The sequence below is a fragment of the Agrococcus jenensis genome (genome assembly GCF_003752465.1).
GTDB classification, from domain to species: Bacteria; Actinomycetota; Actinomycetes; order Actinomycetales; family Microbacteriaceae; genus Agrococcus; species Agrococcus jenensis.
Map to the genome: position 1 here is coordinate 373,153 of NZ_RKHJ01000001.1, position 13,192 is coordinate 386,344.

Below are 13,192 nucleotides of genomic sequence, written 5' to 3' on the forward strand. Positions count from 1 at the left end.
TCTCGCACTTCGGGGTGTGGCGCAGCTTGGTAGCGCGCGTCGTTCGGGACGACGAGGTCGCAGGTTCAAATCCTGTCACCCCGACCAACAGGAAGGGCCCCCGCCGAGAGGCGGGGGCCCTTCCGCGTGGAGCGGGGCGCTAGCCCAGGCGCCCGCCCGACTCCTCGAGGTAGCAGGACGCGCAGAGCGACTCGTAGGTGACCGCCTCGCCGTCGATGGCGACCTGGTCGCCGTCGAAGATGAACCGCTCCCCCACCTTCCGGCCGTTGAACAGCGCCTTGCGGCCGCAGCGGCAGATGGTCTTCAGCTCCTCGAGCGTGTGCGCGAGCTCGAGCAGCCGCGCGGAGCCGGGGAACGCGTGCGTGAGGAAGTCGGTGCGGATGCCGTAGGCCAGCACGGGCACGCCGCGCTCGACCGCGACGCGCAGCAGCTCGTCGACCTGGTGCGGCTGCAGGAACTGCGCCTCGTCGACCAGCAGACAGGCGACCGGCTCCTCGCGCTCGCCCGCCGCGGCCTCGAAACCGGCGAGCACCGACTCCTCGGGGCCGACGACGAAGTCGACCTGCCGCGTCATGCCGAGGCGCGAGACGACGTCGCGCTCGCCCTTCGTGTCGGTCGCGGGCTTGGCGAGCAGCACGCGCTGGCCGCGCTCCTCGTAGTTGAATGCCGCCTGGAGCAGCCCGGTGGACTTGCCGGAGTTCATCGCCCCGTAGCGGAAGTACAGCTTCGCCACCGCTAGAGGATGCCGTCCTCTTCAGCGCGCACGATGAGCTCGGCGCGCTTGCCGGCGGGGCGGTCGATGGCCGCGTACTTCGCGCGGACGCGCCGCAGGAACGTCTTCGCCGTCTCGTAGCCGACGCCCATCTCGGCGGCGACCTGGACGGTCGTGAGGCCCTGCGCGTAATGCCCGAGGGCGCGCCGCTCACCCGCGGAGAGCCGGGGCCTGCGGTCGAGCGAATCGATGCGCGGTCGTCCTCCGCCGCGGCCCCGGCGCGCACGGCGCACCGCGACGACCTCGGCGGTCACGTCGTCGGCACTGACGTCGTGGGACAGCACGACCGCGCCGACCGCCTCGAGCTGCTGGAGCAGCTCGCCCTCGACGTCGGCCTGCACGACGACGGCGGCCCCTGCGGCGACGGCCGTGCGCGCGTGCGCGAGCAGCGGATGGCCCGGCTCCTCGGCCAGCAGCACCACGTCGCCGGGGAACCCGGCGGCGACGACGAGCTGCGCGAACCGCGGCGCCTCGGCGGCGAGGTGGAGCGACGGCTCAGCGGCGATGGCGGCGCGCAACGGCCCGCTGCGCGTTGCATCCGCGACGATGCTCACGCTCCGGGTCGCACCCGCCGAGGGTGCCGCTTGGGTGTCCATGGTGGTTCCTGGGTCAGGGAGTCGCAGCTGCGGACGCAGCCGCCTCGAGCTGGCGCTCGGGCTCGTCGACGAGCCGGAGCACGCGGGCGGTGCGCGCGATGCTCTCCCGCGCAGCAGCCGGATCCTCGTTGAGCTTCGCGCCGTAGCTGGGGATCAGCTCGCGGATGGTGTCGCGCCACCTCGGCATGTGCTCCGGGAAGCACCGCTCGAAGATGGTCAGCATGATGTGGACGGCGGTGGATGCGCCGGGCGAGGCGCCGAGCAGGCCGGCGATCGTGCCGTCGGCCCCGGTGACGACCTCGGTGCCGAACTGCAGCACGCCGCCCTTCTCGGGATCCTTCTTCATCACCTGCACGCGCTGGCCGGCGGTGATGAGCCGCCAGTCCTCGTCGCGCGCGTCGGGCATGAACTCGCGGAGGGCGTCGAGGCGCTGGGCGCGCGATGCGAAGACCTGCCCGCCCAGGTAGCCGACGAGGGGCAGGTTCGCCAGGCCCGCGCGGATCATGGGCATGAGGTTGTGGCCCTTGATCGTCTCGAACATGTCGGTGTACGAGCCGGTCTTGAGGTACTTGGGGCTGAAGCCGGCGTAGGGGCCGAACAGCAGGCTCGCCTCGCCGTCGACGACGCGGGTGTCGAGGTGCGGCACCGACATCGGCGGAGCGCCGACGCTCGCCTTGCCGTAGACCTTCGCGTTGTGGCGCGCGACGACCTCTGGGTTGTCGGTGCGCAGGAAGGCCCCAGTGATCGGGAAGCCCGCGAACCCCTTGGCCTCCGGGATGCGGGACTGCTGCAGCAGCTTGAGGGCGCCGCCGCCGGCGCCGACGAAGACGAAGCGCGCCTGCACCTCTGCAGGGGTCATGCCGACCTCGCGGCGGGCCTTGAGCCGCCACGTGCCGTCGGACAGGCGCTTGAGGCCCGAGACGGTCGTGTCGGTGTGCACGATCACGCCGTCGTCCTGCAGCCTGCCGAACAGCATCCGCGTCAGCGCACCGAAGTCGACGTCGGTGCCGTCGGTCGATCGGGTCGCGGCGATCGGCTGCGACTTCTTCCGGCCGGGGATGAGCGTGGGCGCCCAGCTGCGGATCACCTCGGCGTCCTCGGAGTACTCGAGCCCGGCGAAGAGCGGCTCGTCCTTGAGCAGCTCCCAGCGCCGGCGCAGGTAGTCGACGTTCTGCTCGCCCCACACGAAGGTCATGTGCGGAGTCGCGGAGATGAAGCCGCGCGGGTCGGGCAGCGTGCCGTCCTCGACGAACGACGCCCACAGCTGGCGGGAGAGCTGGAACTGCTCGTTGATGTCGATCGCCTTCGCGCTCGACATCGAGCCGTCGGGCGCCTCGGGCGTGTAGTTGAGCTCGCAGAGCGCGGCGTGCCCGGTGCCGGCGTTGTTCCAGGGGTTCGACGACTCCTCGCCGACCCTCGGCAGCCGTTCGAAGACCTCGATGGTCCACGAGGGCTCGAGGCGGTGCAGGAGCGCGCCGAGCGTCGCGCTCATGATTCCGCCGCCGATCAGGGCGACATCGATGGTCTTCGTCACGCCGTCGAGTCTACGACTTCCATCCGTACCCCGTTCGCGTCCATCCGCTATGGATCGACCAGGCCTAGCATGGGCGCGCCGACACACGACAGAAGGAGCCGCACATGGGAATCCTGGACGACGCGAAGGACAAGCTCGGCGACGCCGCGGAGTGGGTCAAGGACAAGGCCGGACAGCTCGGCGAGCAGGCGCAGGGCGCGGGGCAGACGCTCGGCGAGAAGGCGGCGGACGCCCGCCACTGGGTGGGCTCGAAGGTCGGCACGGACGACCCCGAGGCTCGCGTGGCCGGCGGCGGCACGTTCGCGGTCGCGCCCGAGCCCGAGGCCGCGCCCTCGCCCGCCGAGGAGTGGGTCGAGGTGACCGGTGACGGGAGCACGGTCGACAGCGACGGCGACGCCGACGCGAGCGCGACCGACGCCGGTGCCCACGCCGCGGCCGGCGAGGACGACGAGCAGGACCGCCAGGCCTGAGACGCAGCGGAGGGCGGGACCGATCGGCCCCGCCCTCCGCTCACACCGTGCGCCGCGTCAGCCGAGCCGGTGCGCGACGAGCTCCGCGAGCTGCACCGCGTTGAGGGCCGCGCCCTTCCGCAGGTTGTCGTTCGAGACGAACAGCACCAGGCCGCGACCGGGCTCTGCCGACTGGTCGGCGCGGATGCGTCCCACGAGCGAGGCGTCGGCGCCGGCGGCCTGCAGCGGGGTCGGCACGTCGACGAGCTCGACGCCCGGCGCGTGCTCGAGCAGCGCGCGCGCCTGCTCGGGCGACAGGTCGCGCTCGAACTCCGCGTGGATCGCGAGCGAGTGGCCCGAGAAGACGGGCACGCGCACGCACGTGCCGGCCACGCGCAGCTCGGGGCGCTCGAGGATCTTGCGCGACTCGTTGCGGAGCTTCTGCTCCTCGTCGGTCTCCTCCGAGCCGTCATCGACGATGCTGCCGGCGAGCGGCAGCACGTTGTGCGCGATCGGCGCCGTGTAGACGCGCGGCTCCCCCAGGTCGACGGCGGAGCCGTCGAGCGCGAGGCGCTCGGGGTGCTGGTCGGCGGCGGCCGCGAGCTGCCCGCGCAGCTCCTCGACGCCGGCGATGCCGGAGCCGGAGACCGCCTGGTAGGTCGCGACGACGAGCCGCACGAGGCCGGCCTCGAGGTCGAGCGGCTTCAGCACCGGCATCGCGGCCATCGTCGTGCAGTTCGGGTTCGCGATGATGCCCTTGACCGCGCCGGCGATCGCGTGCGGGTTCACCTCGGAGACGACGAGCGGCACGTCCGGGTCCATGCGCCAGGCCGACGAGTTGTCGATGACGACGACGCCCGCTTCCGCGAACCTCGGCGCGAGCCGGCGCGAGGTCGCCCCGCCGGCCGAGAAGATCGCGACGTCGAGCCCCGTGGGGTCGGCCGCATCCGCGTCCTCCACGACGATCTGGCGGCCCTGGAAGTCGATCGTCGAGCCCGCCGAGCGGGCGGAGGCGAAGAGCCGCAGCTCCTCGATCGGCAGGCCACGATCGGCGAGCAGGCGCAGCACGACGCCGCCCACCTGCCCGGTCGCGCCGACGACGCCGAGGCGCAGTGCGCGGGCCTCGCCCGGCTCCTCGCTCAGCCGGCGGATCATCGGCCGGTCCCCGCGTGCACGACGGCCTCGTCGTCGCCGTCGAGCTCGAACGCCGTGTGCACGACCCGCACGGCGTCGACCAGCTGGTCGGCGCGCGTCACGACCGAGATGCGGATCTCGGAGGTCGAGATCATCTCGATGTTGATGCCGGCGTCGGACAGCGCCTTGAAGAGACGAGCGGAGACGCCCGCGTTCGTGCGCATGCCGGCGCCGACGAGCGCGAGCTTGCCGATCTGGTCGTCGTGCTGGAGCGAAGCGAAGCCCACCTCGGAGCGGTGCGACTCGAGCGCCTGCAGCACGCTGCCGGCCTCCTCCTTCGGCAGGGTGAAGGAGATGTCGGTGCGGCCGGTGGCCGCCTCCGACACGTTCTGCACGATCATGTCGACGTTCGCGCCGGTCTCGGCGACGATCGTGAAGATGCGGGCAGCGGTGCCAGGCACGTCGGGGACGCCGACCACGGTGACCTTGGCCTCCGACAGGTCGTGCGCGACGCCGACGATCATCGGCTCTTCCATGGTGGAGCCTGCTCTCTCTGGGTCGTAGACGATGGTGCCCTCGTCGTTCGTGAACGACGAGCGGACGTGCAGGGTGACGCCGTGGCGGCGCGCGTACTCGACGCTGCGGATGTGCAGCACCTTCGCGCCGGCGGCAGCGAGCTCGAGCATCTCCTCGCTCGTGACGCGGGCGATGCGCCGAGCCCTGGGGACGACGCGGGGATCGGCGGTGAAGACGCCGTCGACGTCGGTGTAGATCTCGCACACGTCGGCGCCGAGCGCTGCCGCGAGCGCGACGGCGGAGGTGTCGGAGCCGCCGCGACCGAGGGTCGTGATGTCGCCGGTGACCTTGTTGAAGCCGGCGAAGCCCTGGACGATCGCGATCTGACCCTTGTCGAGCGCGTCCCGCACGCGGTCGGGCGTGACCGAGACGATGCGGGCGGCGCCGTGGCGGTCGTCGGTGAGCATGCCGGCCTGGCTGCCCGTGAACGAGACGGCGTCGGCGCCCTGCGACTTGATCGCCATCGCGAGCAGCGCCATCGAGATGCGCTCGCCGGCGGTGAGGAGCATGTCGAGCTCGCGCCCGACGGCCGGCAGGCCGGGGACGACCGCGTGGGCGAGGTCGAGCAGCTCGTCGGTCGTGTCGCCCATGGCGGAGACCACCGCGACGACGTGGTCACCGCGCTTGCGCGTCTCGACGATGCGCTTGGCGACGCGCTTGATGCTGTCGGCATCGGCCACGCTGGACCCGCCGAACTTCTGCACGATGAGGCTCACACCGCTCCTTGGAGTCCTGGACTGCTCAAGTCTAGGCGGCGGTGCGTGCTGATCCCGGCCAGGCCCCGGCGGCGAGCTCGCCGAGGTCACCGCTCGACGGTGCGGCGCCCCTCGAACGCGCGGCCGAGCGTCATCTCGTCGGCGAACTCGAGGTCGCCGCCGACCGGCAGCCCGCTCGCGAGCCGCGAGACCCGCACGCCGAGCGGCAGCAGCGAGCGGATGAGGTAGGTCGCGGTCGCCTCGCCCTCGACGTTGGGGTCGGTGGCGATGATGACCTCCTCGACCGTCGGGTCCTGCAGGCGCGTCATGAGCTGCGCGACGCGCAGCTGGTCGGGGCCGATGCCCTGCATGGGGTTCAGGGCGCCGCCGAGCACGTGGTAGAGCCCGCGGTACTCGCGCGTGCGCTCGATCGCGACGACGTCCTTCGCCTCCTCGACGACGCAGATCGCGGTCGGCACGCGGCGCGGATCGCGGCAGATCGCGCAGCGCTCCTCCTCGCCGATGTTGCCGCAGATGATGCAGAACCGCACCCGCTCGCGGACGGTCTGCAGGATCGTCGCCAACCGGTCGACGTCGAACGACTCGGTCTGGATGATGTGGAAGGCGATGCGCTGCGCCGACTTCGGACCGACGCCGGGGAGCCTGCCCAGCTCGTCGATCAGGTCCTGGACGATGCCGTCGTACACGCGCTCAGCGCTCCCCTCGCACCCGCGGGCGCTCCTCGATCAGCTCGGCTCCGAGCTCCTCACGCACGACGGACTCGCCGTAGCGCGCAGCCTGCGACGCCGAGAGCACCGGCTCCGGTGCGACCGGCTCGCTCGCGCGCGCGGTGCGCATGGGCGACGGCGCAGCGGGTGCGGCCTCGACCTCCGGCGCGAGCGGCGTGCCCTCCGGCGCATCGGGCGCCGAGACGAACGAGAACGGGTCGGGCTCCGGCTGGTCGGGCAGCGCCTGCTCGGGCAGGTCCTCGGGCGGCGCCTCTGCGTCGGTCGGGATGACCGCGACGGCCCAGCCGGTCACCGCCGTCGCGGCGGCGGGCTCCGTCGTGCCCTGCCGCGCCGCTGGTGCGGATGCGGCAGCGGCCTTCGCCCCTCGCGCGGGCGTCGACTGCCGCGCGGCCGCTGTCGGCTGCGACGCAGTCGGGGCCGGCCGCGGCGTCGCCGGCGCCGGGGTGGCCGTCGCAGCGGGCGCGGGCGTCGGCGTCGGGGCGGATGCGGCGACCGGCTGCGTGGTCGGCGCCCGCTGGGCGGGCGGAGCGATGGGCGCGGGGGCGGACGCGGCGGGCAGCTCGGCGGCGTCGGACGCGGCTGCCTGCTCGCGCGCGCCCCGCGCGGACGGCTCGGCGCGAGCGATGTACTTCACCTCGATGCCGAGGAGCGACCTGATCGCGGTGCGCAGCAGGTCGGCGATGCTCGGCTTGCCGGCCTGCGACTCGCGGAAGCGCTGCACGTCGGCCTCCGACTGGAAGCTCAGCACGAGCACGTCACCCGGCCGGAGCTCCTTCGGGGTGATCGTCGCGGCGACCATCCACGCCGAGCGGTTCTGGTCGGCGAGCTGCTGGAGCACCTCGTCCCACGCGTCGCGCAGCTGCGCGAAGGCGACGGGCTCGGCGGCCGTGATCTGCGGTGCGGCGGGCGCTGCCGGATCGGTGCTCGCCTGCCCCGCAGCGGGCTGACGCTTCTGGGACCCGCTCGACCCGTCGGGACCCGGTGCACCGGGTCCCCCTCGGTGGGAGGGGTCCCGATCGGCCGGAGGCTCGGGCGTGGGGGCCGGGGCGGATGCGGAGGCTGGGCCCCGCGCGGGCGCGGCGGCCTGCGCGACCGTCGGCGCAGCAGCGGGCGCGGGCGCAGCGGGCACGCCGCCGTCGAGGCGCTGCTCGAGCCGCTCGACGCGCGCCAGCGTGCCGACCTCGGGGTCGCCCGACTCGGGCACGAGCAGTCGCGCGGCCATGAGCTCGAGGTGCAGGCGCGGGCTCGTGGCGCCGGCCATGTCGGTGAGCGCCTTCGCCACGATGTCGGCGGCGCGCGAGAGCTCGGCGCTGCCGAAGCCGCCGGCCTGCTCGACGAGCGTCGCGAGCTCGTCCTCGGGCACGCCGTGCAGGATCGCGGCGGGATCGCTCGCAGCGTGCGCGACGATCAGGTCGCGCAGCCGCTCGAGCAGGTCCTCGACGAAGCGGCGGGGGTCCTGACCCGACTGCACGACGCGGTCGATCGACGCGAACAGCCGCGGCGCATCCGCCGCCGAGAGCGCCTCGATGATCTCGTCGAGCAGCTCGCCGTGCGTGAAGCCGAGCAGCGCGACGGCGTGCCCGTAGGCGACGCGGCCCTCGGACCCGGCGATGAGCTGGTCGAGCAGGCTGAGCGTGTCGCGCCCGGAGCCGCCACCGGCGCGGACGACGAGCGGCAGCACGCCGGGCTCGACCTCGACGCCCTCCTTCGCGCACAGCTGCTGCACGTACTCGAGCATCGGCGCGGGCGCGATGAGCCGGAACGGGTAGTGGTGCGTGCGCGAGCGGATCGTGCCGATGACCTTCTCGGGCTCGGTGGTCGCGAAGATGAACTTGATGTGCTCCGGCGGCTCCTCGACGATCTTCAGCAGCGCGTTGAAGCCGCCGGACGTCACCATGTGCGCCTCGTCGATGATGAAGACCTTGTAGCGGTCGCGGCTCGGCGCGAAGGTGGCGCGCTCGCGCAGGTCGCGGGCGTCGTCGACGCCGCCGTGGCTCGCCGCATCGATCTCGACGACGTCGAGGGAGCCGCCGCCGTCGCGCCCGAGCTCGACGCACGAGTCGCAGACGCCGCACGGGTCAGGCGTCGGACCCTCGGCGCAGTTGAGGCAGCGGGCGAGGATGCGCGCGCTCGTCGTCTTGCCGCAGCCGCGCGGGCCGGAGAAGAGGTAGGCGTGGTTGACGCGGTCGGCACGCAGCGCGGTGCTGAGCGGGTCGGTGACGTGGGACTGCCCGATCAGCTCGGAGAACGACTCCGGTCGATAGCGACGATAGAGGGCAGCGACCATGCGTTCAGGCTACTTCCCGCCGCCCACGCCGATGGCCGCTTCCGCACACCGGCCTGAACATGAAGGACTCCCCGCGCACCCGCGACGCATCGCGTCGCGGCGCGAGCCCGAGGCGACCAGCGACGGGCCTGGACATGAAGGACTCCCCGCGCACCCGCCAGAGCCCGGTTGCCCTTGCTTCGTCTCCGACCTGGGGGATTTGGCCTGGATGGCGCCACGCGGGGAGCCGTGACCATCGTACCGGGCGCGCGGCGAAGCGCGAAGCCGGCGCCCAGTACGGTTGGCGCATGCTTCCGCCAGCGGCCTCGAGCGGCCCCTTCGACCTCGCGTTCGGCCTGCCCCTGCACCCGCTCGCGGTGCACGTGCCCGTCGTGCTGCTCCCGCTCGGCGCGCTGTCGGTGCTGCTCTTGCTCGTCGTGCCCCGCTGGCGCGCGCAGCTCGCATGGCCGGTCGTCGCGGTGCTCGGCATCGCCGCGGTGGGCTCGCTCGCGGCGAAGCTCTCCGGCGAGGCGCTCGCAGCGCGGGTCGGCGCACCGGGCCAGCACGAGGAGCTCGGCAACTGGCTCGTCGCGATGGCGTGGATCCTCTTCGCCGCGACGCTCGCGTGGTGGCTGTGGCAGCGCAAGCGCCGCCGGCAGCGCCGCGCGACCGGCGTCACGGGCGTCATCGTCGGCATCGTGCTGGGGACGCTCGCCGCCGCATCCCTCATCGTCACCGTGCTCACGGGCCACACGGGCGCGACGTCGGTGTGGGGCGGCCTCGCCGCAGACCCCGCGCCGGCCGCCGCGCCGTCGGCGAGCGCGAGCACGGGCGGGAGCGACGGCACCGAGGGCATCTCGATCGGGGAGGTCGCGCAGCATGACGACTCCGCGAGCTGCTGGGTCGCGATCGAGGGCACCGTCTACGACCTCACCGGCTGGATCACGCAGCACCCGGGCGGGCCCGACCGCATCCTCGGCGTCTGCGGCACGGATGCGACCGACGAGTTCGGCACGCAGCACACCGGCCAGGCGGCGCCGGCCGAGCAGCTCAGCCAGTTCGCGATAGGCCAGCTCGCCGATCGCTGAGCGCGCGGTCAGCCGACGAGGTCGGCGACCTGGCGGGCGATCTCGAGCTCCTCGTTCGTCGGCACGACCCACACCTCGATCGCGGAGCCGTCGGCCGAGATGCGGCGCTCGCCCCGCCCCGCGTTGCGCTCGGGGTCGAGCACGATGCCGAGCCCCTCGAGGCCTTCGAGCGCGATCTCGCGCACCCGTGCCGCGTTCTCGCCGATGCCGGCGGTGAAGGCGATGGCGTCGGTGCGCCCGAGGTGCGCGAGGTAGGCGCCCACGGTGCCGCGGAGGCGGTGCCCGACCACCTCGAGCGCCTCGACCGCCCGCTCGATGCCCGCGTCCGCGGCCTGCAGCACGTCGCGCATGTCGCCGGTCCCCGTCATCCCGAGCAGTCCTGAGCGCTTGTTGAGCAGCGTGTCGATCTCGTCGATCGAGAGGCCGGCCACCCGGTGGAGGTGGAAGATGACGCCGGGATCGATGTCGCCCGAGCGCGTGCCCATCACGAGCCCGGCGAGCGGCGTCATGCCCATCGACGTCTCGACGCTCCGCCCGCCGCGCACGGCGGTCGCGGAGGCGCCGTTGCCGAGGTGCAGCACGATCGTGTTCACCTCGTCGAGCGGCCGGCCGAGCAGCTCAGCCATGCGGCGCGAGACGAACTGGTGGCTCGTGCCGTGGAAGCCGTACTTGCGGATGCGGTGCTCGGCGGCGACCTGCGCCTCGATCGCGTACCGATGCGCCGCGGGCGGGATGGTCAGGTGGAAGGCCGTGTCGAAGACGGCGACGTGCGGGTAGCCAGGGAAGGTCGCCCTAGCCGAGCGGATGCCCTGCAGGTTGGCCGGGTTGTGCAGCGGGGCGAGCGGCGCGAGGTCCTCGATCTGCTGCTGGACGTCCTCGTCGATGCGCACCGCGCGGTCGAAGCGAGCGCCGCCCTGCACGACGCGGTGCCCGACGCCCAGCAGCTGGGCGCTGTCGAGCGACGGCCCGTGCTGGTCGAACTGCCGCAGCACCCAGCCGAACGCGTGCTCGTGGTCGGGGATCACGCGCCGCTCGACGACCTTCTCGATGCCCGGCGCCTGGTGCTTGGCCTCGCCGGTCGTCTCGCCGATCCGCTCGATGAGGCCGCCCGCGAGCGCCGCACCCGAGTCGACGTCGACGAGCTGGTACTTCAGGCTCGACGAGCCCGCGTTGATGACGAAGACCGAGCGCGTCATGCTGCGCCGCCCGCGCTCGCCTCGGCCTGCGCCTGGATCGCGGTGATCGCGATCGTGTTCACGATGTCGCTCACGAGCGCGCCGCGCGAGAGGTCGTTGACCGGCTTGTTGAGGCCCTGCAGCACCGGCCCGATCGCGAGCGCGCCCGCGGACCGCTGCACCGCCTTGTAGGTGTTGTTGCCCGTGTTGAGATCGGGGAAGACGAAGACGGTCGCCCGCCCGGCCACCTGCGAATCGGGCATCTTCTTCTGCGCCACCGCCGCATCCGCCGCCGCGTCGTACTGCAGCGGGCCCTCGACGAGCAGCTCGGGGGCGCGCTCCCGCACGAGCGCGGTGGCCGCTCGCACGCGGTCGACCTCCGCGCCCGTGCCCGACTCGCCGGTCGAGTACGAGAGCATCGCGACGCGCGGCTCGATGCCGAAGTCGCGCGCGGTCTGCGCCGACGAGACGGCGATGTCGGCGAGCTCCTCGACGGTCGGCTCCGGGATGACCGCGCAGTCGCCGTAGACGAGCACGCGGTCCGAGAGCGCCATCAGGAAGACGCTCGAGACGACGGAGACGCCCGGCTTCGTCTTGATCGTCTCGAACGACGGCTTGATCGTGTGCGCGGTCGTGTGCGCCGCACCCGACACCATGCCGTCGGCGTCGCCGGTGTGCACCATGAGCGTGCCGAAGTAGGAGACGTCGAGCAGCCGCTCCATGGCCTGCTCGATCGTGACGCCCTTGTGCGCGCGGAGCCGCTGGTACTCGGCCGCGTAGCGCGGCCGCAGCTCGGCGTCGTCGGTCGCGACGATGCGGGCGTCGGCCAGGTCGAGCCCGAGCGCCGCGGCGCGCTGCCGGATCGCGGCCTCGTCGCCCAGGATCGTGAGGCGGGCGATGCCGCGCGCGAGCACCGTGGACGCGGCCTGCAGGATGCGGTCGTCCTCGCCCTCGGGCAGCACGATGTGGCGCACGTCGGCCCGCGCCCGCTCGATGAGGCTGTGCTCGAAGATGAGCGGCGTGACGACGTCGCTCGTCGCGACCTCGAGCCGCTCGAGCAGCGCGTCGGCGTCGACGTGCTCGTCGAAGAGCGCGAGGGCCGCGTCGCGCTTGCGCTGCGTGCCGTCGATGAGGGAGCCGCGGGTGGTCGCGATGCGCCGCGCGGTCTCGTAGGTGCCGTGCGGGCTGCGGCCGATCGGGAGGTCGAGGTCGAGGCCGTCGAGCAGCCGCTGCACCGCGGGATGCAGCTCGAAGCCGCCGTTCAGCACGATGCCCGCGATCGACGGGAAGGTCTCGGACTGCTGCGCGAGCAGCGTGCCGACGACGACGTCGGAGCGGTCGCCCGGCATCACGAGGATGCCGCCCTCGATGAGGCGCTCGAGCACGTGCTCCATCGACATGCCCGCGACCACGGTGCCGAGCGACTCCCGCTGCAGCAGCTCGGGGTCACCGCGCACGAGCTCCGCGTCGGTCGCGCGGAAGAGCGTGCCGACGCTCGGGGCGCTCAGCAGCGCGTCCTCCGGGATCGACCACACCGGCACCTCGGCGGGCACCGCATCCGCGATCGCGGCGGGGATGCCGTCGATCGCATCCGGGTCGGCGCGGTTCACGATCACGCCCGCGATGGACGCGTGCGCCGCGGTGAGCTCGGCCGTCGTGACCTCTGCCAGCTGCCGCAGCTCGTCGGGCGTGCGGGGCGCGTCGGTCTCGGGGTCGTGACCGCCGAGCACGAGCAGCACCGACGCGCCGAGGTTGGCGGCGACGCGCGCGTTGAAGCCGAGCTCGGTGGGGCTGCCGACGTCGGTGTAGTCGGATCCGACGATGACGATCGCGTCGAAGCGCTCGTCGATGCGGTGGTACCGGTCGACGATCGTCGAGAGCGCCGCCTCCGCGTCGTCGTGGACCGCGGCGTACGTCGTGCCGATCGCCTCGTCGTACTCGAGGTCGACCGCGTCGTGGGCGAGCAGCAGCTCGAGCACGCGGTCGCGCTCCTGCGACGAGCGGGCGATCGGGCGGAACACGCCGACCCGCCCGACGCGGCGGCTGAGGGCCTCGACGAGCCCCAGCGCGACGATCGACTTGCCGGCATGTCCCTCCGGGGACGCGATCACGATGCGGGTCGGCACGTCCCCCAGGCTAGTCCTCGATGTCTGGGCGG

11 protein-coding genes, 1 tRNA gene and 1 other RNA gene are annotated in these 13,192 nt (G+C 73.1%); 3 read left to right on the forward strand and 10 right to left on the reverse strand.

Annotated elements, in window-relative coordinates:
* The first annotated feature begins 10 nt into the window (after positions 1-10).
* Positions 11-87: transfer RNA gene (locus tag EDD26_RS01825), tRNA-Pro, on the forward strand.
* Between the two features lie 52 nt (positions 88-139).
* On the opposite strand, the gene EDD26_RS01830 is transcribed toward EDD26_RS01825, so the two are convergent.
* From EDD26_RS01830 to EDD26_RS01840, 3 genes are read right to left on the reverse strand one after another with little or no spacing between them, the layout of a single operon-like run.
* Positions 140-733 (reverse strand): thymidine kinase, encoded by a 594-nt coding sequence (locus tag EDD26_RS01830; protein ID WP_123696152.1) that lies wholly within the window; start codon positions 731-733, stop codon positions 140-142.
* Between the two features lie 2 nt (positions 734-735).
* A complete protein-coding gene (locus tag EDD26_RS01835) occupies positions 736-1,368 on the reverse strand; it encodes a helix-turn-helix transcriptional regulator (RefSeq protein WP_148058671.1) in 633 nt (210 codons plus the stop codon).
* A 13-nt stretch (positions 1,369-1,381) separates the two neighbouring features.
* Positions 1,382-2,902: a malate:quinone oxidoreductase gene (locus EDD26_RS01840; RefSeq protein WP_123696154.1), complete on the reverse strand. Its 1,521-nt coding sequence runs from the start codon at positions 2,900-2,902 to the stop codon at positions 1,382-1,384.
* A gap of 104 nt (positions 2,903-3,006) precedes the next feature.
* On the opposite strand from EDD26_RS01840, the gene EDD26_RS01845 reads away from it, so the two are divergent.
* On the forward strand, positions 3,007-3,372 hold the full coding sequence (locus tag EDD26_RS01845; protein WP_123696155.1) for a hypothetical protein: 366 nt from the start codon (positions 3,007-3,009) through the stop codon (positions 3,370-3,372).
* A 57-nt stretch (positions 3,373-3,429) separates the two neighbouring features.
* On the opposite strand, the gene EDD26_RS01850 is transcribed toward EDD26_RS01845, so the two are convergent.
* From EDD26_RS01850 to ffs, 5 genes are all read right to left on the reverse strand, one after another.
* Positions 3,430-4,506: an aspartate-semialdehyde dehydrogenase gene (locus EDD26_RS01850; RefSeq protein ID WP_123696156.1), complete on the reverse strand. Its 1,077-nt coding sequence runs from the start codon at positions 4,504-4,506 to the stop codon at positions 3,430-3,432.
* Positions 4,503-5,777, reverse strand: a complete 1,275-nt coding sequence (locus tag EDD26_RS01855) for an aspartate kinase (RefSeq protein WP_123696157.1) — start codon at positions 5,775-5,777, stop codon at positions 4,503-4,505. The genes EDD26_RS01850 and EDD26_RS01855 overlap by 4 nt, the downstream gene beginning before the upstream one ends.
* 86 nt (positions 5,778-5,863) lie before the next feature.
* On the reverse strand, positions 5,864-6,463 hold the full coding sequence (gene recR, locus EDD26_RS01860; RefSeq protein ID WP_123696158.1) for a recombination mediator RecR: 600 nt from the start codon (positions 6,461-6,463) through the stop codon (positions 5,864-5,866).
* A 4-nt stretch (positions 6,464-6,467) separates the two neighbouring features.
* A complete protein-coding gene (locus EDD26_RS01865) occupies positions 6,468-8,792 on the reverse strand; it encodes a DNA polymerase III subunit gamma and tau (protein WP_123696159.1) in 2,325 nt (774 codons plus the stop codon).
* Between the two features lie 134 nt (positions 8,793-8,926).
* Positions 8,927-9,023, reverse strand: an RNA gene (gene ffs, locus EDD26_RS01870) — signal recognition particle sRNA small type.
* Between the two features lie 56 nt (positions 9,024-9,079).
* Here ffs and EDD26_RS01875 point away from each other — a divergent pair.
* Positions 9,080-9,859 carry a cytochrome b5-like heme/steroid binding domain-containing protein gene (locus EDD26_RS01875; protein WP_123696160.1) on the forward strand — a complete coding sequence of 260 codons (780 nt, stop codon included), beginning with the start codon at positions 9,080-9,082 and terminating at the stop codon, positions 9,857-9,859.
* An 8-nt stretch (positions 9,860-9,867) separates the two neighbouring features.
* On the opposite strand, the gene EDD26_RS01880 is transcribed toward EDD26_RS01875, so the two are convergent.
* Entirely contained in the window at positions 9,868-11,055 is a 1,188-nt protein-coding gene (locus tag EDD26_RS01880) for an acetate/propionate family kinase (RefSeq protein WP_123696161.1), read from the reverse strand.
* Complete coding sequence (gene pta / locus EDD26_RS01885; RefSeq protein WP_123696162.1) at positions 11,052-13,160, reverse strand: phosphate acetyltransferase; 2,109 nt, start codon at positions 13,158-13,160, stop codon at positions 11,052-11,054. Before pta ends, EDD26_RS01880 begins: the two co-directional genes overlap by 4 nt.
* Positions 13,161-13,192: the final 32 nt, after the last annotated feature.